This is a genomic window from Streptomyces sp. AP-93 (assembly GCF_022808175.1).
Taxonomy (GTDB): domain Bacteria; phylum Actinomycetota; class Actinomycetes; order Streptomycetales; family Streptomycetaceae; genus Streptomyces.
This window is the reverse complement of sequence record NZ_JALGBX010000002.1, coordinates 505,782-530,783: the sequence shown is the minus strand read 5'-3', so window position 1 is coordinate 530,783 and position 25,002 is coordinate 505,782. Positions and strand designations below refer to the sequence as shown.

Below are 25,002 nucleotides of genomic sequence, written 5' to 3'. Positions count from 1 at the left end.
AGATCCGGAGAAGCCTCAGGGCCCGGAATTCACCGAGGGATTGTCAGATCATCCCCCTACGCTGTTCCTCACTCCGGGATCTGTGAGGGGGGTACCTCGCGGTCGCCGAACAACCCGTACCAGCACGCGAGGTGACGCCCCATGACGTCCGAAGAATCCGGTCCGAACACCTTCCAGGTCGATCTGCGCGGCCTGGTCGACCTGCTCTCCCACCACCTCTACTCCAGCCCCCGCGTGTACGTCCGCGAGCTCCTCCAGAACGCCGTCGACGCGGTCACCGCCCGCCACGCCCTGGATCCCGAAGCCGAGATCGCCATCCGCCTGTCCGCGACCGGGAACCGCGTGACCATCGAGGACAGCGGCATCGGCCTGACCGCCGACGAGGCCCACTCCCTCCTCGCCACCATCGGACGCAGCTCCAAGCGCGGGGGCCCGCACGGCCTGGAGACCACCCGCCAGGAGTTCCTCGGCCAGTTCGGCATCGGTCTGCTCGCCTGCTTCGTCGTCGCCCGCCAGATCCGCGTGGTCACCCGCTCCGCCCGCGATCCGCTGGCCGCGCCCGTCGAATGGCTGGCCACCGACGACGGCTCGTACACCGTCCGCGAACTGCCCTCCGAAGCCCGCCCGGAGCCCGGCACCACCGTCGTCCTGGAGGCCCGTCCCGGCTCCGAGGAATGGACCGTACCGGCCAAGGTCGAGCAACTGGCCCGCGACTACGGCTCCCTGCTGCCCTACGACATCACCTTCGACGACGGCTCCGCCGCCGGGCCCCGCCCGGTCACCGACCGGCCCGCCGTCTGGGACCGCCCCTTCCCCACCCCCGCGGCCCGCCGCGTCGCGCTCGCCGGGCACTGCGCGCAGCTCTTCGGTTTCACCCCCCTCGACAGCATCGACCTCGACCTGCCCGTGGCCGGAGTGCGCGGAGTCGCGTACGTCCTGCCCGAGCCGACCAGCCCCGCCCACCGGTCCGGACACCGCGTCCACCTCAAGGGCATGCTGCTGACCGACAAGGCCGACAACCTGCTGCCCGACTGGGCGTTCTTCGTCCGCGCCGTCCTGGACACCGACACCCTGCGGCCCACCGCCTCCCGCGAGAACCTGTACGACGACGAGACCCTGGCCGCCGTACGCGAGGCCCTCGGCGCCCGCGTCCGCGCCTGGCTCGCCGAGCTCGCCACCAGCGAACCCGAGCGGCTGGCCGCCTTCCTGGGCGTCCACCACCTCGGGGTGAAATCGCTGGCCCGGCACGACCCCGAGCTGCTCGGCCTGATGCTGCCCTGGCTGCCGTTCCAGACCAGCGACGGCTCGATGAACCTGGAGGAGTTCGCCGCCGCGCACACCGAGATCCACTTCACCCGGACCGTGGAGGAGTTCCGCCAGATCGCCCCGATCGCGGCGGCCCACGGACTCGGAGTCATCAACGCCGGCTACACCTACGACGCCGACCTGCTGGCCCTGCTGCCCGCCGTACGCCCGGAGCTCAAGGTCACCGAGCTGGACGCGGGAGCCGTCACCGAGCGCCTCGATCCGGTCCCGACCTCCGCCGAACTGGCCCTGGCCCCCTTCCTGGCCACCGCCCGCACCCGGCTGGAACCCCAGAGCTGCGACGTCGTCCTGCGCGCCTTCCAGCCCGCCGCCGTCCCCGCGCTCTACCTCGACGACCGCCAGGCCCGTCAGGAGCGCGACCGCACCGCCGCCCTGGAGACCGCCGACTCCCTGTGGAGCGGCATCCTCGGTTCGCTGCGCGGCTCCGCGCCGCGCGCCCGCCTCGTGCTCAACCACAACAACCCGCTCATCCGCCGGATAGCCGGCCTCCCCGACGAAGCCCTGACCGCCACCGCCGTCGAATCGCTGTACGGCCAGGCCCTGCTGAGATCGCAGCGGCCGCTGCGCGCAGCCGACACCACGCTGCTCAACCGGGCCTTCCTCGGGCTCCTGGAATGGGCGACGCACCCGGTCAACAGCACGGACGGCACGGGCAGCACAGGCAGCACAGGCAGCACGGCCGGCACCGACGCCCAGGAGGAGCAGAAGTGAGCACCATGACGCGCGAGGAGATCGAGCGCGGACTGGCCGAGAACCGCCAGGCCCCGGGCGGCAGCGCACGCAACGCGCACGCCGAGGCGCTGTCCGCCGCCGCCGAAGCGACCGGGGACCGCCCGCTGTTCCGTGCGGCACTGGACAACCTGATCAACGCCTACCTGTACAGCTCCGAGTCGCCGAAGATGCTGGTCCCCTTCGCCCGGCTGCTCCAGGAGTACGACAAGGACCCCGGCGCCTTCGACGAGTGGGACGTCCACTCGCTGTTCTGGCAGTTCAAGTGGATCGCCAGCGCCATCGGCCACTCTCCCGAGATCCCGCTGCAGTCGGCCACCGGCTGGCTGGAGGAGATGGAGCGCCGCTACCGGATCGCCGGCTACAGCGAGCGTCCCGTGCGCGAGGCCGAGCTGTGGCTCGCCGACACGACCGGCGACGACGAGCGGGCCGGACGCGCGTACGCGCGCTGGCAGGCCGCCGACCGCGACGACATGAGCGACTGCCACGCCTGCGAACTCAACAGCCAGGGCCAGTACGCCGTGCTGCGCGGTGACGACGCCGAGGCCCTGGGGGTCTGGCAGCCGGTGCTGTCCGGCGAGCAGACCTGCGCCGAGGAGCCCCACCGGGTCCTGGCCGCCTCGCTGCTGCCGCTGGTGCGGCTCGGCCGGTTCGACGAGGCACGCTCGGCCCATCTGCGCGGATACCGGCTGGCCCGGGACAAGGAGAGCCTGCTGCCCTCGGTGGGACGGCACATCGAGTTCTGCGCGCTCACCGGGAACGAGTCCCGCGGCCTGGAGATCCTTGCCGAGCACGCGGCGCACGTGGCCCCGCTCGCCAACCTCTCCGACCGGCTGGCCTTCCACGGCGGAATCCTCGTCCTGCTGCGCCGACTGACGGAGCTGGGCCACGGCCAGAGCCCCGCCGTCCCCTACGAAGGCATCCCGCGCACCGTGTCCGAGCTGTACGAGGTACTGCGCGCAGGCTCGCTCGACATCGCCCTGCGCTTCGACGCCCGCAACGGCTCCACCCGGGTCTCGGAGCGGTTCCTCGCGCGGATCGGCGCGGCCCCGCTGACCGCGGTCCTGCCGCTGGGCGTACGGAGCTCCGCGCTCGCGGCGCTCCCGCAGCCCGGCCCCGTCCCGGTGCCCGGGGCGGCAGCAACCCCGGCCGAGGGCTTCGCGGAACTCGTGGAGCGGGCCCGGGAGGCACGCGACCTCGGGCACCCCGGCGCGGATGCCCTCTGGGCGGAGGTGGCCCTACGCCCCGGGGCGGCGGCCGGGTCCGATCCACTGGTCGCCGCCGATGTGGCGGACCACCAGGCCCTGGCGGCCGCCCGGGCCGGCGCCGGCAACGCCGCGGAACTGCTGGCCGGCGTACGCGAGCGCTACCGGGAGCTGGGGGTCGCGGAGCGCGCCGCCCTGGCCGAGCTGCGGCTGGCGACCGTGGCCGCGCAGTCGGGGACCGAGGCGGGAGAGCTGCGCGCGCTGCTGGCCGTCGCCCTGCGCGCCGCCGAGGCGCTGGACGCGGACGAGCCGCTGCGGACCCGGCGGATCGCGCTCGCGGAACTGACCGGGATCCGGGTGGAGTCCTACCTGCGCTCGGTCGAGGCCACCGAGGACCCCGGACACGGGCACGGCGCCGGCAGCGGCGGCCACGACCACGGCCCGGAACACGGCCAGGGCCACGGGCACGGGCAGGGCCACGGGCACGGGCACGGCGAGCTGGCCGCCGAACTGGCCGCCTTCGCCGATGCCTACGCCGCGGCCCTGCCCGACGTGGTGGCGGAGGCCGAGGAGATGCTGGGCCGGCTCGCGCTCTCGCAGGGCGACCCGGAACGTGCCGTGACGCTGCTCGCCCTGTCTGCCGACCGCTCGCTGGCGGCGGGCCGGCCGTGGATCGCCGTGGACCCGCTCGTGCTGCGGGCCGGCGTGCTGATGTCGCTGGACCGGGCGGCGGAGGCCGAGGAGTCGGCCCGAGCCGGTCTGACACATGCCGCGGAGGTGACCGACGCCGAGGCGCAGGGCGTCGTACGGCTCACCCTCGCCGACATCCTGCTGGGGCGCGGCGAGGCCGCCGCGGAGGCCGCGCGGCACGCCCTGGAGGCGGCGCACTGGTTCGACCAGGCCGGGCTCACCGCCGACGGCGGGGCCCAGGCCCGGCTGTTGCTCGCCCGGTGCCACGCCCGTGAGGGCCACACCGCCGAGGCGGCCGAGGTGCTGCAGTCGACGCTGCCGGACCTGCTGGAGCACGGTGAGGGCCAGGCCGTTTCCGTACGGGAGTTCCTGGGCGACCTGTTGCGCGAGCTGCACGATCCCCGGGGCGCGGCCGAGCAGTACCTGCTGGCGGCGGAGCTCGCCGAGGGCTGGGAGGACCCGCGTCCGCAGGCGAACTTCGCCCAGGCCGCCGCCGATCAGCTCTCCGGGGCGCAGCTGGTGCCGGAGGCGGCCGCCGCGTACGAGCGGGCCCTCGAACTGCGCCGGCGGTCGAAGGACGCGCCGGTCGCCGAGGTACGGATCCTGCGGTCGCTGGCCTGGCTGGGGTTGCGCGAAGAGGTCACCGACGCGGGGGTGGCAGGGGCCCGGGCCCGGATGGACGAGGCGGCCGAGGTGCTGACCGCCGCGCTGGCACAGGATCCCGAGGACCAGGAGGCACGGGCCGAACTGGCCGAGACCTGGAACCAGCTCGCCCAGGTGCTCGACCGCCGGGTCCGCGCCGACGAGGAAGCGGACGAGGAAGGCGATCAAGCAGAAGAGAGCCGGGGCTCACGGCCCGCCGAACCGCTGGGCGCGGCGGAACTGGAAGCGCTGCGGCTGGAGGAGATCCTGCTGTGGGAGCGGGCCGCCGCCCTCCACGCGGAGCTCGGCCCGGAGCATCTGCAGGCCCGGTTCCAGTGCGTGAACAACGCCGCCTGGACCGAGCACGAGCTGGGCCGGCCCGAAGCCGGCGCCGCCCGGGTCTCGGCGCTGGCGGCCGAGGTGCGCGCGCTGCCCGAGGGAGTGGCCCCGGAGTGGCTCCTGGAGAGCGCCGAACGGACCACGGAGCACTTGCTGCGCGCCTCGTCCTGAGGCCGGACGCTGCCGTCGCCCCGAAACACGGGGCGACGGCAGCGGTATCGGCGGCGGCAGCAGCAATGGCAGCGGCTTCCCGCTCAGCCCAGCTGTGCGAGCGCCTCGGTGGCGATTCGCTCGAAGACACCCTGGTCGGCGGCGAAGTCGGAGCCGGGGATCGGCCAGTGGATCACGAGCTCGGTGAAGCCGAGCTCCTGGTGGCGGCCGGCGAAGTCGACGAAGGCCGCCACGGACTCCAGCGGCCGCCCCCGGTCCGGGGTGAAGCCCGTGAGCAGGACCTTGTCCAGCTCGGCCATCTCCCGGCCGGTCTCCGCACACGCCTTGCCGAGCTTCTCGACCTGGCCGCGCAGGGCCTGTACCGACTGCTCCGGGGTGCCCTCGTCGAAGATCTTCGGGTCGCCGGTGGTCACCCACGCCTGCCCGTACCGCGCGGCGAGCTTCAGGCCGCGCGGGCCGGTCGCGGCGACGGCGAAGGGCAGCCGGGGCCGCTGGACGCACCCGGGGATGTTGAAGGCCTCCTCCGCCGAGTAGAACGTGCCCCGCTGCGAGACGGAGTCCTCGGTGAGCAGCCGGTCGAGCAGCGGCAGGAACTCCCCGAACCGGTCGGCGCGCTCCTTGGGTGTCCACGGCTGCTCCTGGCCGAGCACGGTGGCGTCGAAGCCGTTGCCGCCGGCCCCGATGCCGAGCGTGATCCGTCCGCCCGAGACGTCGTCGAGGGAGATCAGTTCCTTGGCGAGCGTCACCGGGTGGCGGAAGTTCGGCGAGGTGACGAGCGTTCCGAGGCGCAGCCGCTCCGTAGCCGTCGCGGCGGCCGTGAGCGTCGGCAGGGCGCCGTACCACGGCCCGTTCCGGAAGGTCCGCCAGGACAGGTGGTCGTAGGTGTAGGCGGCGTGGAACCCCAGCTCCTCGGCGCGCTGCCACTTGGCGCGGCCTCCCTCGTGCCAGCGGTCGACGGGCAGGATCACGGTGCTCAGGCGCAGGCTCATGCCCCGAGCCTACGTCCGCCCCGCACGGCCCTCACGCGGGGGACTCGGCATGTTTGTGCCGCGCGTCACATCCCGTGCAGCGGTGGTCCCCTCGCTCCACTCCTCTTGCACCCCTAGCGTTACGGACGCCCAGCGCTCCGAGGTGAGACGGTGTTCCTTCGGGTTGGTCTTCCAGTCGGCGGAACTCGTACCCGAACTGACCTTGCGGGAGAACGTCCTGCTGCCGCTGGAGCTCCAAGGGGTCCGGTCCGGGAGCGCACGCGCAGGGTCGACGAGCTGTTGGAGCGCCTCGGGCCGGCCGAGCAGGCGAAGAAGCGCCCCGCCAAAGTGTCCGGCGGTCAGGCGCAGCGCGCGGCGGTGGCGCGAGCCGTGGTGCACCGGCCTGCCGTGGTCTTCGCGGACGAGCCCACGGGGGCCCTGGACCGTGCCAACGGTGCTGTCGTGGTCGACGTGTTGTGGGAGCTCGCCAAGGAGCAGGGAACGGCCGTGGTGATGGTCACCCATGACCGGGACCTCTCGCTCCGGGCCGACCCCGCTCTGGCATGCGCGGCCGTCGCGGGGGCGTTCACCGGGGGAGCCCGGCCTCGGCCGGAGGATCTACGGCGCGAGTAACCCAGCCGCCGTTACTCCCCGCGCTGGGCCTTGCTCCGCCACAGGGCGAGCAGGACTGCGGAGTAGGGGCGGGCCGGAGCCGCGGCGCGGCCGGCGCGGGCCAGGGCGTCGGCCGCACCCGCCAGCACCTCGCCCACCAGCACCGGTTCGCGCTCCGGGTGGCGGGTGCCCGCCTGTTCGCACACCGTGCACAGGGCCATCGCCAGGCTCGCGACCCACTTGGCGCGCGGGCCGCCACATGCGTCGCAATCCGCCGCGCGGGCTGAAGGGATGAGCACGTCGCCCCCGTGTGACGTCGTCGGAACCGGCACCGAGCCGGCAGCGCCAACGGCGGCGGAACCGGCGAGGAGATCCTTCCACCGCCCACTGACAACCATGTCGCGATGTTTCACGTGAAACATCGCCCGGGCGAAGGTCGTGATGTTTCACGTGAAACATCGCCGACCCTCGGCATGGGCGAAGATGGAGCCGTGACCTCGGCTCCCCAGCGCCCGGACGGGCCAACCCCCGCGACCCGGCTCATCGCCACCGACCTCGACGGCACCCTGCTGCGCGACGACAAATCCGTCTCGGAGCGCACCGTCGCCGCCCTCGCCGCCGCCGAGGAGGCCGGCATCGAGGTGTTCTTCGTGACCGGACGCCCGGCCCGCTGGATGGGTGTGGTCAGCGACCACGTCCAGGGCCACGGCCTGGCCATCTGCGCGAACGGGGCCGCCGTCGTCGACCTGCATGCCATCGACCGGCACGCCACCGACGAGCACACGACCGGCCGGCAACCCTCGGGCCGGGAGTTCGTCCAGGTCAGGCCGCTGCCGCGGATCACGGCACTCAAGGTGGTGGAGGCCCTGCGGGCCGCCGCCCCCGGCACTTCCTTCGCCGTCGAGCTGACCACCGGCATCAACTACGAGCCGCAGTACCCGCCGTTCTTCCAGGACCCGGGCGCCCATGTCGCCACCGCCGAGGAGCTGCTCGACGAGGCCACGGACGACGATTCGGCGCCCGTGCTCAAGGTGCTCGCGCACCACTCCGAGCTGGCCCCGGACGAGTTCCTGGCCCTGGCCCGCTCCGTCGCCGGTGCGTACGCCTCGATCACCCGCTCCAGCCCGACCTCCCTGCTGGAGATCAGCGGCCCGGGGGTCTCCAAGGCGAGCACCCTGGCGCTGTGCTGCGCGGAGCGCGGTATCTCACCGGCCGAGGTGGTCGCCTTCGGCGATATGCCGAACGACGTGGAGATGCTCGGCTGGGCCGGCACCTCGTACGCGATGGGCAACGCCCATCCGGATGTGATCGCGGCCGCGTCGGGGCGTACGGTCGCCAACAACGAGGACGGCGTCGCCCTGGTCATCGAGCGCATCCTGGCCGAGCGGACCGCCCGCACCGAGGCGTAACTACAGCGGGGCCTCCCACACCAGGGTGGTCCCGCCTCCCTCCTCACCGAGGCCGGGGCCGTACGAGCTGGATCCGCCGAGCGATTCGGCCCGCCGGCGCAGGTTCCGCAGCCCGCTGCGCCGCCCGCCCTCCGGGATGCCCACTCCGTCGTCGGCCACCTCCAGCCGGACGCCGGGCCGCCCGTCGGCCAGGCTGACGGTGGAGTCGAGCACCACCTCGATCCGGGACGCCTCCGAGTGCCGGAACGCGTTCGACAGCGCCTCCCGCAGGGCGGCGATCAGATTCTTTCCGACGAGCTCGCCGACGACCGCGTCGATCGGTCCGAGGAAGCGGTGCGCGGGCTTGAAGCCCAGCGGCACGGCAGCCATGTTGATCTCCCGCAGCACCCGGGTGCGCAGTCCCGAAGGGGCCTCCGCCGGTCCTTGCTGGAGCGCGAAGATCGCGGTGCGGATCTCCTGGATCGTCACGTCGAGCTCGTCCACGGCCTTGCCGACGCCGTCGCGGACCTCCGGGACGATGGAACGGCGCTGGGCGCCCTCCAGCATCATCCCGGTGGCGAAGAGCCGCTGGATGACCAGGTCGTGCAGGTCGCGCGCGATCCGGTCGCGGTCCTCGAACACCGCGAGGCGTTCCCGGTCCCGCTGCGCCTCCGCCATCATCAGCGCCAGGGCCGCCTGCGAGGCGAACTGTGTGGCCAGGGTCCGCTCCGCCTCGGTGAACGGCCTCTTCCCGCGCGCCCGCGGCGTGACGAGGGCTCCCAGGACCCGGCCCCCGCTCTGCAGCGGAAGCATCATGCAGGCCCCGTACTGGCTGGTCAGGCGGCTGATCATGCGCGGGTCCGAGGCGGCGTCGTCCACGAAGACCGACTCGCCCTCCAGCAGCCGGGCCACCACCGGGCTCTCCGCCGGGATGACGACACCGAGCGAGGTCGCCGGGTTCTCCGCGGAGACCGCGACGATCTCCATCCCGCCCTCCTCGGCCGGCAGCATCACGATCCCGGCGGCCGAATCGGCGAGCCGCCGGGCCTGCTCGGCGACGACCGCGAGCGCGTCGTCCGCGTCCCCGCCCGACAGCAGGGCCGTGGTCACGGCGACCGAGCCGTCGATCCAGCGCTCGCGCTGGGTGGCGGCCTCGTAGAGCCGGGCGTTGCCGATGGCGATGCCGGCCTCGGTCGCCAGCACCCGGACCATGTGGACGTCGTAGTCGTTGAACTCGCCGCCCCCGTTCTTCTCCGCCAGGTAGAGGTTCCCGAAGATCTCTCCCTGGACCCGGATCGGAACGCCGAGGAAGGTCTTCATCGGCGGGTGATGGGCGGGGAACCCCGACGAGCGCGGGTCCTTGGTCAGGTCGGCGAGGTGCACGGGATCCGGGTTCGAGATCAGCGCGCCGAGCAGGCCGCGCTTCCCGTCCGGGCGGTGCCCGATCTTCTTCGCCACCGCATCGCTGATGCCGAAGGTGACGAAGTCCGAGAGTCCCCGGCCCTCGGTGTCGACCACGCCGATGGCCGCGTAGCGCGCGTCCGCGAGCTCGGCGGCCGTCTCGCAGATCCGGTCCAGCGTGGAGTGCAGTTCGAGGCCGGTACCGACCGACCGCATGGCCTCCAGCAGCTGCGGCACCCGGGCCGTGAGCTCGGTGGACAGACCCTGAAGACTCCGGGTGGCGGCGGTCGCCGCCTCCATCGGGTCAGGCGATTCCGGTGAGGGCTCCGGCGGATACTCGGGCGATTCCTGCGACTCCTGCGCTGACATGCCCTTCAGCCTAGTTAGTCCCCTTTAGCGAGGAAAGTCGAGCCTGCCCGGAGCCGGCCGTCAGGTCCGCTTCCCGCTCCCGCTCCAGCAGCCCGCGCAGCGGACCGGGGGCCGCCGCCAGCTCCGCGTACCCACCGCGCTGGACCACCGCACCGCCGTCCAGGACGAGTACCTCGTCGACCTCTTCCAGGCCGGCCAGCCGGTGCGTGATCAGCACGGTGGTACGGCCCTCGGTCGCGGCCAGCAGGTCCGCGGTCAGCGCGTCGGCGGTGGCCAGGTCCAGGTGTTCGGCCGGCTCGTCCAGGACGAGGACCGGGAAGTCCGCGAGCAACGCCCGTGCCAGCGCGAGACGCTGGCGCTGACCACCGGAGATCCGCTCACCGTGCTCGCCGACCAGCGTGTCCAGCCCGTCCGGGAGCCCCTCGGCCCACTCCAGCAGCCGGGCCGCGGCGAGGGCCTCCCGCAGCCGCGCCTCGTCGGCCCCCGGGGCGGCCAGGCGCAGGTTCTCCCGTACCGAGCTGTCGAAGATGTGCGCGTCCTGGGCGCACAGGCCCACGACCCGGCGCACGTCGTCCCCGTCGAGGGCGCGCGCATCGGTCCCGCCCAGGGTGTACGAGCCTTCGTGCTGGTCCAGGAAGCGCAGCAGGACTTGTGCCAGCGTGGTCTTGCCGGCTCCCGAGGCCCCGACGACCGCGATCCGGCGGCCCGCCTCCAGGGTCAGGTCGAGCCCGTGCAGCGCGTCCTTCTCCTGCCCGGGGTGGCGGGCGGCGAGCCCCGTCAGCCGCAGCGGGAAGGGCGAGGCGGGCAGGGCTTCGGGCCGCTCCGGCTCGGTGACCGGGGCGGGGGTGTCGATGACTTCGTAGACCCGCTCGGCGCTGCGCCTGACCCGCTGGCGGTACTGGACGGCCTGCGGAAGCCCGCTGACGGCCTCGAAGGCGGCCAGCGGGGTCAGGGCGACCACCGCCATGGCCACCCCGGACAGCCGGCCCCCGGCGACGGCGTTCGCCCCGACGGCTGCCGCGCACACCACGGTCAGTCCGGTCACCAGGGCCGACAGCCCGCTCCCGAGCCCGGTGACGGCGGCCGCGCGGGCCGCGATCCCGGTCAGTGTGCGGTCGCTGTCCTTCGCGGCGGCCTTGCGGCCGCCGAGCGCTCCGGCGACGGTGAGCTCCGCGGTTCCGGTGAGCAGATCCGCCACACGGGTGGCCAGCTCGCCGCGGGCCGGCGCGAGCCGACGTTCCGTGCGGCGGGCGCCGACCGTGCTGACGAGCGGTACCCCGAAACCGGCGGCCAGCAGCCCGACGGCGAGCACCGCCCCGGCCGCGGGCAGCAGCCAGGCGGTGAACGCCACCGAGCCGGTGCCCACGAGCACCGCCGTGCCGACCGGCAGCAGCCAGCGCAGCCAGTAGTCCTGCAGGGCGTCGGCGTCGGCCACGAGCCGGGTCAGCAGATCCCCGCGCCGTTGGGTGCGCAGTCCGGCGGGCGCGATGCGCTCCAGCCGCTGGAACACCGAGACGCGCAGGTCGGCGAGGATCCGCAGCACCGCGTCGTGGGACACGAGCCGCTCCGCGTAGCGGAAGACGGCCCGTCCCATGCCAAAGGCCCGCGTCGCGGTGACGGCCACCATCAGGTACAGCACGGGAGGCTGTTCGGAGGCGCGCGAGATCAGCCATCCGGAGACGGCCATCAGCCCGACGCTGCACCCGACGGCCATCGCCCCGAGGAACAGCCCGAGCCTGAACCGCCCCTGCCAGGCCTTGGCCACGCTCCGTACCCGCCTGAGCGGATCGCCGCCGCCGGCATCGCCGCCGCCCGTACCGCCCGCCCGCTCCGGAGCGTCCCCGAGGATCCATTCGCCGGGATCGCGCGGCGCCGGTCCCGGCGCCGTCCGTCCCGCCCGCACGGTGGGACGGGGGGCGGTGGGGGAGGGGACGGCGGGGCCGGTCCCGACCCTGACGACCCGGTCGGCCAGCGCCAGCAGCGCCGGCCGGTGCACCACGAGCAGGACGGTCCGCCCGACCGCGAGGCGGCGTACCGCTTCCACCACGGCGGCCTCGGTCTCGCCGTCCAGGGCCGCCGTCGGCTCGTCGAGCAGGAGCACCGGCCGGTCCGCCAGGAACGCCCGCGCCAGCGCCAGGCGCTGGCGCTGCCCGGCGGACAGTCCGACCCCGCCCTCGCCGAGAAGGGTGTCCGCCCCCCGCGGCAGGGCCCGTACGAACTCCCAGGCCCCGGCGTCCACCAGGGCGGCGGTCACCTCGGCAGCGGTGGCGCCGGGCCGCGCCAGCCGTACGTTCTCCGCGATCGTCCCGGCAAACAGGTGCGGCCGCTGGGGCACCCAGGCGATCCGTTCCCGCCACTGCTCGGGCGCCAGCCCGGCCAGGTCCACGTCCCCGACGCGGACCCGGCCCGCACTCGGCGTCACGAAGCCCAGCAGCACCTGCAGCAGCGTGGACTTGCCGGCGCCGCTCGGCCCGGTGAGGGCCACGCATTCGCCCGGTTCCACGGTCAGCGATACGGGTCCGGGGGAGTCCTCGCCCCGGCCCTCGTACCGTACGGCCACCCCGTCGAGCTCGATCCGCAGTCCGGAGACCGCAGCGACGGCCGTCCCGTGCGAGGCGGCGACCGGGGTCTCCAGCACCTCGAAGATCTCTTCCGCGGCGGCCAGTCCCTCCGCCGCCGCGTGGTACTGCGCCCCGACCTGGCGCAGCGGCAGGTAGGCCTCGGGCGCCAGGACCAGGATGACCAGCCCGGTGTAGAGGTCCAGCTCCCCGTGGACGAGCCGCATGCCGATGGTGACGGCGACCAGCGCCACCGACAGCGTCGCCAGCAGTTCGAGCGCGAACGAGGACAGGAACGCGATGCGCAGGGTGCGCATCGTCGCCTGCCGGTAGTCATCGGTGATCTTGCGGATGGACTCCGCCTGCGCCTTCGCACGGCCGAAGACCTTGAGGGTCGGCAGACCGGCCACCACGTCCAGGAAGTGCCCCGAGAGCCGGGACAGCAGCCGCCACTGGCGGTCCATCCGGGACTGGGTGGCCATGCCGATCAGGATCATGAACAGGGGGATCAGCGGGAGCGTGACCACGATGATCGCCGCCGACACCCAGTCCTCGGTGACGATCCTCGCGAGCACCGCCACGGGGACGACGATCGCGAGCCCCAGCTGGGGCAGGTACCGCGAGAAGTAGTCGTCGAGGGCGTCCACTCCCCGGGTGGCCAGGGCCACCAGGGAACCCGTCCGCTGACCGCTCAGCCAGCCGGGTCCGAGATCCGCGGCCCGCTCCAGCAGCCGGCCCCGCAGTTCCGACTTGACCGCCGCGCTCGCCCGGTGCGCGGCCAGCTCGGTCAGCCAGGCGACCAGACCCCGGCCGAGCGCCACCGCCGCGAGCAGCAGCAGGGGCGTCCGAAGGGCTCCGCCGTCCAGTCCGTTCTCGAAGGCACCGACCACGATCTCGGCGATCAGCATGGCCTGACCGACGACCAGCCCCGCCCCGGCGAGCCCGAGGGCCACCACCGCCCCCAGGAAGAGGCGGGTGGAGCGGGCGTACCGAAGCAGGCGCGGGTCGATCGGTTTCACGTGAAACATCCCCCAGGCAGGAACGGGCGGAGCGGAGCGGGCGAGCCGGCGGAGCGGCTCAGTGCACGTCGACGATGTGCTGCGTGCCGATGCGCTTGCGGAACACCCAGTACGTCCACGCCTGGTAGAGCAGGACGACCGGGGTCGCCACCGCCGCACACCAGGTCATGATCTTCAGGGTGTACGCGCTGGACGAGGCGTTGGTGACCGTGAGGTTCCAGGCATCGTTCAGCGAGGACGGCATGACGTTCGGGAACAGCGTCAGGAAGAGCATCGCGACGGCCGCCGCGATGGTGACCCCCGACAGTCCGAAGGACCAGCCCTCCCGGCCCGCGAGGTTGAAGCCGAGGGCCCCGACCAGGGCCACTACCGCCACGGTCATGGCGATCAGGCTCCAGCCGTCACCACGCGAGACCTGGGTCCAGATCAGGAAGGCGAGCGCCAGGACGGCGGTCACCACCCCGAGCCGCGTGGCCAGCTTGCGCGAGCGGTCCCGGATGTCACCGACCGTCTTGAGCGAGGTGAACACCGCGCCATGGAAGGTGAACAGGGTCAGGGTGACCAGGCCGCCGAGGATCGAGTAGACGTTGAGCAGGTCGAAGAAGGTTCCGACGTACTCCATGTCCTGGTCGATCTTCACTCCGCGCACGATGTTGGCGAAGGCCACGCCCCACAGGAACGCGGGGATCAGCGAGGTCCAGAAGATCGCGTGTTCCCAGTTGGTCTGCCACTTGTCCTCGGGCCGCTTGTGCCGGTACTCGAAGGCGACCCCGCGGATGATGAGGCAGATCAGGATGATCAGGAGCGGCAGGTAGAAGCCGGAGAAGAGGGTGGCGTACCACTCCGGGAAGGCGGCGAAGGTCGCGCCTCCGGCCGTGAGCAGCCAGACCTCGTTGCCGTCCCACACGGGCCCGATCGTGTTGATCAGGACCCGCTTCTCCGTGCGGTTGCGGGCCAGCAGCTTGGTCAGGACGCCGACTCCGAAGTCGAAGCCCTCCAGGAAGAAGTAGCCGATCCAGAGAACGGCGATGAGTACGAACCAGACGTCGTGGAGTTGCATGGTGTGGTCTCCTCAGCCTCAGTACGAGAAGGCCATCGGCCGGTCGGGGTTCTTGTCGTCCCCGCCGATCTTGGTCGGCGGGTTGAGGTCGGCCTCGGTGAGCTCGGGCGGGCCGGCCTTGACGTACTTCACGAGGAGCTTGACCTCGATCACGGCGAGCACGGCGTAGAGCAGCGTGAAGCCGATCATCGAGGTGAGCACCTCACCCTGGGAGACGTTCGGCGAGACCGCGTCCCTGGTGCGCAGGACCCCGTAGACCACCCAGGGCTGACGGCCCATCTCGGTGAAGATCCAGCCCCAGGAGTTGGCGATCAGCGGGAATCCCATGGTCCAGAGCGCGATGATCCAGTACCAGTTCGTGAACTTGGGGCTCAGTGCCTTCTTGAAGAGGACCAAGTGCGGGACCTCGTCCTCACCGGTGCGCAGGCCCGGCGGCAGCATGAACTTCTTGCGGGTCAGCCAGAGCCCCAGCATGCCGACACTGAGGGAGGCCATGCCGAAGCCGATCATCCAGCGGAAGCCCCAGTAGGCGACGGGGATGTTGGGCCGGTAGTCACCGGGCCCGAACTTCTCCTGCTCGGCCTTGTTGACGTCGTTGATGCCCGGGACGAACGAGGTGAAGTCGTCGTTGGCCAGGAAGGACAGCAGGCCCGGAATCTCTATGGCCACCGTGTTGTGGCCCTTTTCCACGTCGCCGTAGGCGAAGAGGGAGAAGGGTGCCGGCGCCTCGCCGTCCCAGAGCGCCTCGGCGGCGGCCATCTTCATCGGCTGCTGCTTGAACATCACCTTGCCGAGCAGGTCTCCGCTGATGGCGGTGCCCAGACCGGCGATGATCATGACGACCAGGCCGAGTCGCAGCGAGGTCCGCATGACCGGGATGTGCTTCTTGCGGGCGAGGTGGAAGGCCGCGATGCCGACCATGAACGCGCCGCCGACCAGGAAGGCCGCCGTCATGGTGTGGAAGAACTGGGTCAGCGCGGTGTTCTGCGTGAGCACCAGCCAGAAGTCGGTGAGCTCGGCCCGGCCGCGCTCTGGATTCATGCGGTAGCCGACCGGGTGCTGCATCCAGGAGTTCGCCGCGAGGATGAAGTACGCGGACAGGATGGTGCCGATCGAGACCATCCAGATGCAGGCCAGGTGGATCTTCTTCGGCAGCTTGTCCCAGCCGAAGATCCACAGGCCGATGAAGGTGGACTCGAAGAAGAAGGCGATGAGCGCCTCGAAGGCCAGCGGGGCTCCGAAGATGTCACCGACGAACCGCGAGTAGTCGGACCAGTTCATGCCGAACTGGAACTCCTGGACGATGCCGGTGACGACACCCATCGCGATGTTGATCAGGAAGAGCTTGCCCCAGAACTTGGTGGCCTTGAGGTACTTCTCCTTTTCCGAACGCACCCAGGCGGTCTGCAAGATCGCGACGAGCGCGGCCAGCGAGATCGTCAAGGGAACGAAGAGGAAGTGATAGACGGTGGTAATACCGAACTGCCATCGCGCCAGGGTCTCTGGCGCCAAAGCTAGGTCCACGTCGTCGTCTCCTTCGTTTCGCCGTGGTCACAGCCGCAGTTTGCCTCTCGTATCCCACTCAATCCGGGAGGAAGCAGGACACGCTTGTGAACGCGTTCACATTCACAAGCATTATGTCGTACCGCTGTCGGCATCTTTCAGGGGGGTCCCCCCTAGCGAATAAATTCAACAGATTGTTGAATGCGACCCATGAAGATTCGATTCCTCTGGCCCGCCGGCCAGCTCACCGCAACGCTCGACGAGACCCCTACCGCCAAGGCGCTCGCCGACGCGCTCCCCATTTCCGCCTCCGCCAACACCTGGGGCGAGGAGGTCTACTTCGACACCGGCGTCTCCGTGGCGCTGGAGCACGACGCCCAGCAGGTCGTCGAGCCCGGCACGGTCGCGTTCTGGACCGAGGGCGACGCGCTCGCGCTGCCCTACGGCCCCACCCCGATCTCCCGCGGGGGCGAGAGCCGCCTCGCGAGCCCGTGCAACGTCCTCGGCTCGTTCGACGGCGACCCCCGCCTGCTGGCCACCGTCCGCGACGGCGACCCCATCCGCGTGGAACTGGCCTGACACCAGTCCCGGGAGCGCTACATCTCCTTGAAGAACGCCTCCGCCGTGTGCAGGAAGAGGTCGTTCGCCTCGGGCTCGCCGATCGTGACCCGCAGGCCCTCGCCCGCGAAGGGCCGGACCACCACGCCGGCCTTCTCGCAGGCCGCCGCGAAGTCGGCGGTCCGCTCCCCGAGCCGCATCCACACGAAGTTGGCCTGCGTCTCGGGCACCACCGTCCAGCCCTGGGCCAGCAGCGTCCCGTAGACCCGGGTGCGCTCGCTCACCAGCGAGCCGACACGGCCCATCAACTCGTCCTCGGCCCGAAGCGAGGCGACCGCCGCGTCCTGGGCGAGCTGGCTGACGCCGAAGGGCACCGCGGTCTTGCGCAGCGCCGCGGCCACCGGCTCGTGCGCCACCGCGAAGCCGACGCGCAGGCCGGCGAGCCCATAGGCCTTGGAGAACGTACGCAGCACGGCGACGTTGGGGCGGCTGCGGTAGAGCTCGAGGCCGTCCGGAACCTCGACGTCTCGCACGAACTCCTTGTACGCCTCGTCGAGGACGACGAGGACGTCCGAGGGCACCCGGTCCAGGAACCGCTCCAGCTCCGCACGGCGCACCGCGGTGCCGGTGGGGTTGTTGGGGTTGCAGACGAAGATCAGGCGGGTCCGCTCGGTGATCGCCTCGAACATCGCGTCCAGGTCGTGCACGTCCCCCTCGGCCAGCGGGACCTGGACCGAGGTCGCACCCGAGATCTGAACGATGATCGGATAAGCCTCGAAAGACCGCCAGGCGTAGATGACCTCGTCGCCCGGACCCGCCGTCGACTGGATCAGCGACTGGGCGACCCCGACCGAGCCGGTGCCGGTGGCGATGTGCTCGACCGGGACCCCGAACCGCTCCGCGAGCTCGTTCACCAGGCCCGTGCACGCCATGTCCGGGTACCGGTTGAAGTGGCCCGCCGCGGCGACCGCGCTCTCCAGCACCCCAGGCAGGGGCGGGTACGGGTTCTCGTTCGAGGACAGCTTGAACGCGACCGGACCGCCCGCTGCCGCGGGCTTCCCGGGCTTGTAGGTGGGGATGCCGTCCAGCTCGGCGCGCAGCTTCGGGCTCTTCTCGCTCACCGCAGGTCCTCCTCGACCGTCCCGTACGACGTCGCCGTCGACTCAATACTCCTCACCTTATGAGGATTCCGTCCATCCGAGAACGGCAGGCGCCTGGAATGCGGGAGAGCGCACGCATATATGCGTGCGCCGGTGGCCTGCGCCGTGGCGCGCGTCCCTCGTACAGGTGAGTTGAGTAGAGGACGAGAGCGCACCGTTTTGGCATGCACGGTCCCGTCGACAAGGGCACCAGACACCCTTCGCGACCAAGCACCTTCATTTCCAAGGTCATTGGGGGTGGCGAACCGTGCAGAATCGTGCCTGTCAACGCCTGCATATGCATCCGGACCGCCCTGCCCACCGAGCCCTACTATCGGCTCGCCATGACAGCAGCAGGGAAGCATCAGGTGAGCCGGACCGAGACCACCCGGCGGGCCGCCGGCCGACAAAGCCGGGCGGGCATCAGGGACGTGGCCGCCGCGGCGGGCGTCTCGATCACGACCGTCTCCGACGCCCTCAATGGGAAGGGACGGCTGCCGGACGCCACCCGCCGCCACGTTCGCGAGGTCGCAGACCGGCTGGGCTACCGCCCTTCCGCGGCGGCCCGCACCCTCCGTACCGGCAAGTCGGGCCTCATCGGCCTGACCGTGACGACCTACGGGGATGAACCTTTCACCTTCACCGAATTCGCGTACTTCGCCGAGATGGCCAGGGCCGCCACCTCCGCCGCGCTCGCTCGCGGCTACGCCCTCGTCATCCTCCCCGCCACCTCCCGACACGACGTCTGGTCCAACGTGGCCCTCGACGGCACCGTCGTCATCGACCCCTCCGACCACGATCCCGTCGTGACCGAACTGGTCCGCCAGGGTCTGCCCGTCGTCTCCGACGGACGCCCCGCCGGCTCACTCCCCGTCACCGCCTGGGTCGACAACGACCACGAGGCCGCCGTCCTGGGCCTCCTCGACCACCTCGCCGCCGCCGGAGCCCGCCGCATCGGGCTGCTGACCGGCACCACCACCGACACCTACACCCGGCTCTCCACGACGGCCTACCTGCGCTGGTGCGAGCGCGTGGGCCAGGATCCCGTCTACGAGTCCTACCCCGCCCACGATCCGTGCGCCGGCGCCGTCGCCGCCGACCGGCTGCTCGCCCGGCCCGACCGGCCCGACGCCGTCTACGGCCTGTTCGACCCCAACGGCACCGACCTGCTCGCCGCCGCCCGGCGCTACGGCCTGCGCGTTCCCGAGGATCTGCTGCTCGTGTGCTGCAGCGAATCCACCGTGTACGCCAACACCGAACCGCCCATCACCACCCTGTCCCTCAAACCGCGCCGCATCGGCACCGCCGTCGTCCAGCTGCTCATCGACGCCATCGAGGGCGTCGACACGGGCGGACCCGTCGAACAGGTCATCCCGACCGAGCTGATCATCCGTACCTCGTCCCAGCGCAGGCAGCCCCGTACGACCGTCAGCCCGCCCCGATCCCCGGCACAGGACTGACCACCACGCCGGCCCAACGGCGGGGCCTGGGGCCCCGCCGAGGATTTCAGCAACACCGATATCGGGAGAAACCGGTAGGAAGGACCAGCTCCGCCCAGGATTCACCACCCCTGGTGCGTCACAGAGCGCGAGCTGCATTCCTATGATGGGCGCACGACATCACGGATCCTCCGCCCCGGAGGCGGGAGGGTCCGCAGGTGTACGGCAGCGCGACGGTGGTGGAGGGGTCGATGACTCAGGGGGCCGGTCAGGGACCCGCGGTGCGGACGGACACCGAGCGGGACTTCCGGTTGCCGGTCGCCGAACCCGCCTCGCATACCGTCCCCCCGGGGGCCGCAGCAGCCGGAGCGGGCGGCCTCGCAGGGCTCGGAGCGAACGCCCCCGTCTACGGCGAGTACCCCGCGTACTACGACGCGGGCCCGGCTCCCGTCCCCGCGCAGCACGGGTACGGCCACGAAGCCCCGTACGGCGCCGCCGGCGTCCTCGGCGAGCCCGGCCGCCCGATGGGCCACGTCTCCGAGGACAGCGACCCCGAGGGGTACACCCCGACGCAGCGCGACCTCCCCGTCATCGGGCGCGGCGCCCTCGGCGGCCCCGGCGACACCGTCCAGATCCAGTACGTACCCCAGGAGGCCCCGGGCGAGGGCCCCGGCCCGCTCTACGTCGTGGGGGACGTCCACGGTTACATCGACGAACTCGTCGCCGAACTGCAGTTCCAGGGGCTCATCGACGCCGACCGCAACTGGTCCGCCGGCAACGCCCGGCTCTGGTTCCTCGGCGACTTCACCGACCGCGGCCCCGACGGCATCGGGGTCATCGACCTCGTCATGCGGCTCTCCGCCGAAGCCGCCGCCGCGGGCGGCTACTGCAAGGCCCTCATGGGCAACCACGAGCTGCTGCTCATCGGCGCCAAGCGGTTCGGGGACACTCCCGTCGTCTCCGGCGCCGGCACCGCCACCTTCCAGGCCGCCTGGCTCCTCAACGGCGGCCAGCGCACCGACATGGACCGGCTGCAGGACGTCCACCTCCAGTGGATGTCCCGGCTGGACGCGGCGGTCCTGGTGGAGGACCACCTGCTCCTCCACTCCGACACCACCGCCTACCTCGACTACGGCGACTCGGTCGAGGACGTCAACGACACCATCCACGAACTGCTCAACCGCAACGACGCCGACATCACCTGGGACCTGTTCCGCAAGTTCACCAAGCGCTTCGCCTTCCGCGACGAGGAGACCGGCCCCCAGGCCGTACGCGAGCTCATCGGCACCTACGGCGGCAGTCGCGTCGTGCACGGCCACAGCCCCATCCCGTACCTGCTCGGCGAGGTGGGCACCGAGGACGGCGACGGGGCGCACGGTCCCGAGGCCGTCGTCGGCCCCCATGTCTACGCGGAAGGCCTGGCCATCGCCATGGACGGTGGCGTGACGATGGCGGGCAAACTACTCGTCGTGCAACTCCCGCTGAACGACTGAGGCTTCCCGGAGCTGGGTATTTCCGGAAAGCCCCTGTCGACGTACGGCGTGGGCGCTCTACCATCGCTCTATCCGTAGCAGGCTCTCCTCCGTTTGTGCCGGCGCCCCGTTCAACACGGACATACCGGTCCCCACGGAGCATCGGGGGATGCACATGACCAGCGCTCCGCACCTGCTCACCGAAGACCGACCGGAGTTCGATCGGCTCCTCGACGAGGCGCTGCGCACGGCGAACGCCCGGCCCGAACTCGCCGCCCTCGGCGAACGGCTGAACGCCGAACAGCTGCGCACCATGGCCATGGGGGCCACCTCGCTGCTGACGGCCGCGGCCGCAGCCGAGTACGACCACTACGTGAAGGTCCGCAAGGAACGGCAGGACGAGATCCTGTCCACCCCCGGAACGTCGGGGGAGGAGGACGACGGCCAGGGCTGTGGCGCGGGCATCAGCGCCGTGGTAGCGGTCCTCGCGCCGGTCCTGGCCGGCACCGCCATGCTGATCTTCCTGCTGGTGGGCTACATCCTGAAGATGATCGAACCCGAACCGGCCTTCGCCGACACGATGCTGACGGCGGGCTGGCTCTTCGGCGGGCTCACCGCCGCCGCGCTGCTCTTCGCCGTGATCGGGCTCCTCGTGACGGCCGTCCGCAACAGCTCCACCGAGGTGGCGGCGGACGAGACGGAGGCGGTACCCGACGAGGTGGCGCGGGCCCGGGAAGCCTGGCGCAACGCCCTGCTGGAGCGGGGCATCGTGCCGTTCCTCCGGGACGCGCTGGCCGATCCCAGCGCGGGGGCCGGCTTCCCGGCCCCCCGAAAGCCGGGAGCCGGGCGCATCCCCAACCTGGGATACACCCGGCCCGATTTCACCAGTCCGGGGGCCCCGGCTCAGGGGCCCCGTCCCGGTTACACGTCTCCGGACTTCACCAGCCCGGACTTCGGCGGCCCGGAGACCGAGCCGGAGTGACGGCTACTGGCCGTTCGGCGAACCGGAGTAGGCCAGGTCCCCCTTCCACTCGATGCTCTTGCCGCGGAGACCGACCATCGGGTTCGGAGCCGGCAGGAGCTGGGTCCAGGCCTCGTCCCAGACGAAGGTCTGACCCGCCACGTCGCCGTGCGTCTGGTACACCTGGCCGTTCGTGGTCAGCACCTTGATGTACGCGTTGTTGCCCTGGGCGGCGATGGAGATTCCGCAGGCGCGTCCTACGGGGAAGCCCGGGTTGTCGGCGTTGCTGATGTTCTGCCAGGCCGGCACACCGCCGGGCACGGACGCCCGTCCCGCATACGCGACCCCGCCCGTGAGGGCCGCGTGGAAGTCCTCGGTGTTCGAGGGCGAGTAGCTGTCGATGTCGACACACGGACCGGTCGCACCCGTGGCGCCGGTGGCGCCCGTCGGCCCGGTGGGTCCAGTGGGACCGGTCGCACCCGCACCGGTGGCACCCGTGGCACCGGTCGCACCCGTGGCACCGGTCGCACCCGTGGCACCGGTCGCACCCGTGGCACCGGTCGCACCCGTGGCACCGGTGGCACCCCTGGGTCCGGTGGGACCCGTCGCCCCCGTGTGACCCTTGGGGCCGCGCGGGCCCCGCGGGCCCACCTTGCAGTCGTCGCCGTGAGCGAGCTGGCCCCTCTCGACCGCCGCCTCCTGGGCCTGCACGCCCGCTCTGTCGCGCTGGGACTTGCAGCGGTCCGGCTTCCCCGGCACCTCGGCCAGCGCGACTGCCGGGGACACCAGGCCTCCCAGCACCAGCGCAACCGTGGCGAGCGTGCCTCCCGTCAGCCAGCCGGCCCGTCGGGGCAACGGCCCCAGGTAGGTACGGGCCTTGTTCTCAGAACTCATGTACCGCTCCTCGCAGACACCGGATCGAATCGACCTGCGAAGTCCGGAAATATGACCGGGCTCCGCGGGTCATCCTGGGGACCCCGACCCCACGAGTCCGATCGGCGCGCCCATCAGTCAGCGGAACGGCCCAGTGAACACCGCCACTTGGCGGCCTTCCGCACGGCCACACGGGTCTGCGCACGGTCATGCCATCCGGCGCAGGATGTTTCACGTGAAACACCCGTCTCTGTTTCACGTGAAACGTCCAAGCGTTCGCCCGCCTAACCGGCGGACCGGTCTCCCAGCACCCGCCTCCGCTGCGCGACATCCGCCAGCGCCGGCGAGCGCCAGGCGCCGTCCGGGTGGTACAGATTCCGGCCCGGCTCCACAATCTCGTCGATCCGGTCGAGGGTCGCGTCGTCGAGGACCAGTCCGGAGCCCTTCACCAGCGCTTCCAGCTGCTCCATGGTCCGGGGCCCGATGATCACAGAGGTGACGGCGGGATGCGCCAGCGGGAAGGCCACCGCCAGCTCGGGCAGCGTGCAGCCGATGGAGTCGGCGAGCTCCACCAGCTGCTCCACGGCCTCCAGCTTCGCGACATTGCCCGGAATCGCGGGGTCGAAGCGGGCGGGAGTCAGCGCCGCACGCCCCGAGGTCAGGTCAATGGCACCGCCGAGCCGGTACTTCCCGCTCAGGAATCCGGACGCGAGCGGGCTCCAGGTCAGGACGCCCATCCCGTACCTCCGGGCCACCGGCAGCACACTGCTCTCGATCCCGCGCGCGAGGATCGAGTACGGCGGCTGCTCGGTCCGGAACCTCGGCAGAGCCCGCCGTTCGGCGACGTGGTGCGCCTCGACGATCTCCTCGGCCGGGAAGGTGGAGCAGCCGAAGGCCCGTATCTTGCCGGCCTGGACCAGATCGCCGAGGACGGACAGGGTCTCCTCGACGTCCGTGCCGTGATCGGGCCGGTGCACCTGGTAGAGGTCGATCCAGTCCGTGTCCAGCCGGCGCAGGCTGTCCTCGACGGCACGCACGATCCAGCGCCGGGAGTTCCCGCTGCGGTTGCGGCCCTCGCCCATCTGGAAGTGCACCTTGGTCGCGAGCACGACGTCGTCCCGCCGGCCCTTGAGCGCCTTGCCCACGATCTGCTCGGACTCCCCAGCGGAGTACATGTCCGCGGTGTCCACGAAGTTGATCCCGTGATCGAGCGCGGCGTGGACGATCCGCGCGCACTCCTCGTGATCCGGATTGCCCACCGCGCCGAACATCATCGTGCCGAGGCAGTGTGCACTGACCTCGATGCCGGTCCCACCCAGAATTCGGTATCGCATGCTCATGGGCCCGCACTGTAGAAGCTGGAGCGCACTCCAGCGCAAGCACAAAGACGCCGGGCCGCTCCCTCAGGAGCGGCCCGGCGCTTGGGTTCACGGTCGGGTCATGGTGTTGCTTCCGCCGGTGATACCCGTGCGGATGCTAGCCGCGGTGCTTGTTGCCCTTGTCGGCCATGTGCTTGGCGGCCGGCTTCTTGGCAGCCTGGTTCTTGACGGCAGGCTTCTTGGCGGGCGGGTTCTTCGTGGCCTTGTTCTGCAGAGGCGGGTTGCCGACAGACACCGGCTTGACGGCCTTGAGCTCCTCGCGCGAGAACCTGTTGGCGAGGGAGTTCGCAGGCTCCCCCACCGGATCCACCTGTGTCCAGACGATGGGGCCAGGACCCGGCGGGGGCACTTGGCCGGCGCCGAAGCCAGGGTTGTCCGGCACGAACGGGCAGTACAGGAACCACTCCTGGTCGCCCCCGCCGGCGGGCGAGAGCTCGATCGATTCACACTGCGTCTCCCAGAGTTCCCCTCCCTCGGTCAGCACCTGGACGATGAGGAACTCGTCGTCACCGAGACGGTTGACGGAGACAGCGCAGGCGTCCTCGGGATAGCCCTGCGCGGTGGGCCCGCTGAGGTTCACCCAGTAGAACGGGCCAGGATCGGTCCCCTGGTTGCCCTCCACATCGCGGATGCCGATGAACGTGTCGCCGCCCTTGAGTACGGCCTTGACCTCGCTGTTGTCGTTGGGGTTGAAGGAGTCGACATCGAGGCACTTCGAGGCTCCGGTGGCACCCGTCGCACCCGTGGCGCCGGTCGCGCCGGTGGCACCCGTCGCACCCGTGGCGCCGGTCGCGCCGGTCGCGCCGGTGGCACCCGTCGCGCCGGTAGCACCCGTCGCACCCGTGTCACCGGTGGCACCCGAAGCGCCGGTGGCGCCCGTCGCACCCGTCGCACCCGTGTCACCGGTCGCACCCGTCGCACCCGTGTCACCGGTCGCACCCGTCGCGCCGCTGGCACCCGTCGCACCCGTCGCGCCGGTGGCACCCGTCGGGCCCGTCGGACCCGTGTCACCGCCGCCGGGACCGGTGGCACCCGTCGCACCCGTGGCACCGGTCGCACCCGTCGCACCGCTGGCACCCGTCGCGCCGCTGGCACCCGTCGCACCCGTCGCGCCGGTGGCACCCGTCGGGCCCGTCGGACCCGTGTCACCGCCGCCGGGACCGGTGGCACCCGTCGCACCCGTGGCACCGGTCGCACCCGT

General features: G+C 71.6%; 17 protein-coding genes and 1 pseudogene. 8 read left to right on the top strand and 10 right to left on the bottom strand.

The genetic code is table 11. The features are described from left to right. Positions 1 to 141 precede the first annotated feature (141 nt). Both MTF69_RS05635 and MTF69_RS05630 read left to right on the top strand, forming a co-directional pair. Entirely contained in the window at positions 142 to 2,037 is a 1,896-nt protein-coding gene (locus MTF69_RS05635) for an HSP90 family protein (RefSeq protein ID WP_243331215.1), read from the top strand. Beyond that, positions 2,034 to 5,102: a tetratricopeptide repeat protein gene (locus MTF69_RS05630; protein WP_243331214.1), complete on the top strand. Its 3,069-nt coding sequence runs from the start codon at positions 2,034 to 2,036 to the stop codon at positions 5,100 to 5,102. Before MTF69_RS05635 ends, MTF69_RS05630 begins: the two co-directional genes overlap by 4 nt. A gap of 83 nt (positions 5,103 to 5,185) precedes the next feature. Here the strand turns inward: MTF69_RS05630 and MTF69_RS05625 are convergent, their stop codons facing one another. Next, positions 5,186 to 6,091 (bottom strand): LLM class flavin-dependent oxidoreductase, encoded by a 906-nt coding sequence (locus tag MTF69_RS05625; protein ID WP_243331213.1) that lies wholly within the window; start codon positions 6,089 to 6,091, stop codon positions 5,186 to 5,188. Between the two features lie 150 nt (positions 6,092 to 6,241). On the opposite strand from MTF69_RS05625, the gene MTF69_RS05620 reads away from it, so the two are divergent. Continuing rightward, the gene (locus tag MTF69_RS05620; RefSeq protein WP_243331211.1) at positions 6,242 to 6,703 is read left to right on the top strand and encodes an ATP-binding cassette domain-containing protein; all 462 of its coding nucleotides are present in this window, start codon (positions 6,242 to 6,244) and stop codon (positions 6,701 to 6,703) included. A gap of 11 nt (positions 6,704 to 6,714) precedes the next feature. Here the strand turns inward: MTF69_RS05620 and MTF69_RS05615 are convergent, their stop codons facing one another. Beyond that, positions 6,715 to 6,981, bottom strand: a complete 267-nt coding sequence (locus MTF69_RS05615) for a hypothetical protein (protein ID WP_243331209.1) — start codon at positions 6,979 to 6,981, stop codon at positions 6,715 to 6,717. Between the two features lie 174 nt (positions 6,982 to 7,155). Between MTF69_RS05615 and MTF69_RS05610 the strand changes: the two genes are divergently transcribed. Next, positions 7,156 to 8,091, top strand: coding sequence for an HAD hydrolase family protein (locus MTF69_RS05610; RefSeq protein WP_243331207.1), 936 nt, complete (start codon positions 7,156 to 7,158; stop codon positions 8,089 to 8,091). Here MTF69_RS05610 and MTF69_RS05605 read toward each other — a convergent pair whose 3' ends face one another. From MTF69_RS05605 to MTF69_RS05590, 4 genes are all read right to left on the bottom strand, one after another. Continuing rightward, positions 8,092 to 9,771: a GAF domain-containing sensor histidine kinase gene (locus MTF69_RS05605; RefSeq protein WP_374322204.1), complete on the bottom strand. Its 1,680-nt coding sequence runs from the start codon at positions 9,769 to 9,771 to the stop codon at positions 8,092 to 8,094. 79 nt (positions 9,772 to 9,850) lie between these two features. Continuing rightward, a complete protein-coding gene (cydD, locus tag MTF69_RS05600) occupies positions 9,851 to 13,417 on the bottom strand; it encodes a thiol reductant ABC exporter subunit CydD (protein ID WP_243331202.1) in 3,567 nt (1,188 codons plus the stop codon). 58 nt (positions 13,418 to 13,475) lie between these two features. Beyond that, a complete protein-coding gene (gene cydB / locus MTF69_RS05595) occupies positions 13,476 to 14,477 on the bottom strand; it encodes a cytochrome d ubiquinol oxidase subunit II (RefSeq protein ID WP_243331201.1) in 1,002 nt (333 codons plus the stop codon). Between the two features lie 18 nt (positions 14,478 to 14,495). Continuing rightward, entirely contained in the window at positions 14,496 to 16,001 is a 1,506-nt protein-coding gene (locus MTF69_RS05590; protein ID WP_243331199.1) for a cytochrome ubiquinol oxidase subunit I, read from the bottom strand. Positions 16,002 to 16,190: 189 nt separating this feature from the next. Here MTF69_RS05590 and MTF69_RS05585 point away from each other — a divergent pair, with 189 nt between their 5' ends. Next, positions 16,191 to 16,559 (top strand): cyclophilin-like fold protein, encoded by a 369-nt coding sequence (locus MTF69_RS05585; RefSeq protein WP_243331197.1) that lies wholly within the window; start codon positions 16,191 to 16,193, stop codon positions 16,557 to 16,559. A 17-nt stretch (positions 16,560 to 16,576) separates the two neighbouring features. Here the strand turns inward: MTF69_RS05585 and hisC are convergent, their stop codons facing one another. Next, positions 16,577 to 17,659: a histidinol-phosphate transaminase gene (gene hisC / locus MTF69_RS05580; RefSeq protein WP_243331196.1), complete on the bottom strand. Its 1,083-nt coding sequence runs from the start codon at positions 17,657 to 17,659 to the stop codon at positions 16,577 to 16,579. A gap of 362 nt (positions 17,660 to 18,021) precedes the next feature. Here hisC and MTF69_RS05575 point away from each other — a divergent pair, with 362 nt between their 5' ends. The 3 genes from MTF69_RS05575 (at position 18,022) to MTF69_RS05565 (ending at position 21,570) form a co-directional block, all read left to right on the top strand. Next, complete coding sequence (locus MTF69_RS05575; RefSeq protein WP_243331194.1) at positions 18,022 to 19,137, top strand: LacI family DNA-binding transcriptional regulator; 1,116 nt, start codon at positions 18,022 to 18,024, stop codon at positions 19,135 to 19,137. Between the two features lie 215 nt (positions 19,138 to 19,352). Next, positions 19,353 to 20,609 (top strand): metallophosphoesterase, encoded by a 1,257-nt coding sequence (locus tag MTF69_RS05570; RefSeq protein WP_243331374.1) that lies wholly within the window; start codon positions 19,353 to 19,355, stop codon positions 20,607 to 20,609. Positions 20,610 to 20,757: 148 nt separating this feature from the next. Beyond that, positions 20,758 to 21,570, top strand: a complete 813-nt coding sequence (locus MTF69_RS05565; protein ID WP_243331192.1) for a hypothetical protein — start codon at positions 20,758 to 20,760, stop codon at positions 21,568 to 21,570. 3 nt (positions 21,571 to 21,573) lie between these two features. Here MTF69_RS05565 and MTF69_RS05560 read toward each other — a convergent pair whose 3' ends face one another. The 3 genes and pseudogenes from MTF69_RS05560 to MTF69_RS05550 form a co-directional block, all read right to left on the bottom strand. Continuing rightward, on the bottom strand, positions 21,574 to 22,443 hold the full coding sequence (locus tag MTF69_RS05560; protein ID WP_243331190.1) for a hypothetical protein: 870 nt from the start codon (positions 22,441 to 22,443) through the stop codon (positions 21,574 to 21,576). Positions 22,444 to 22,706: 263 nt separating this feature from the next. Continuing rightward, the gene (locus MTF69_RS05555) at positions 22,707 to 23,756 is read right to left on the bottom strand and encodes an aldo/keto reductase (protein WP_243331372.1); all 1,050 of its coding nucleotides are present in this window, start codon (positions 23,754 to 23,756) and stop codon (positions 22,707 to 22,709) included. Between the two features lie 142 nt (positions 23,757 to 23,898). Beyond that, a pseudogene (locus MTF69_RS05550) lies at positions 23,899 to 25,002 on the bottom strand (hypothetical protein); the annotation flags it as partial.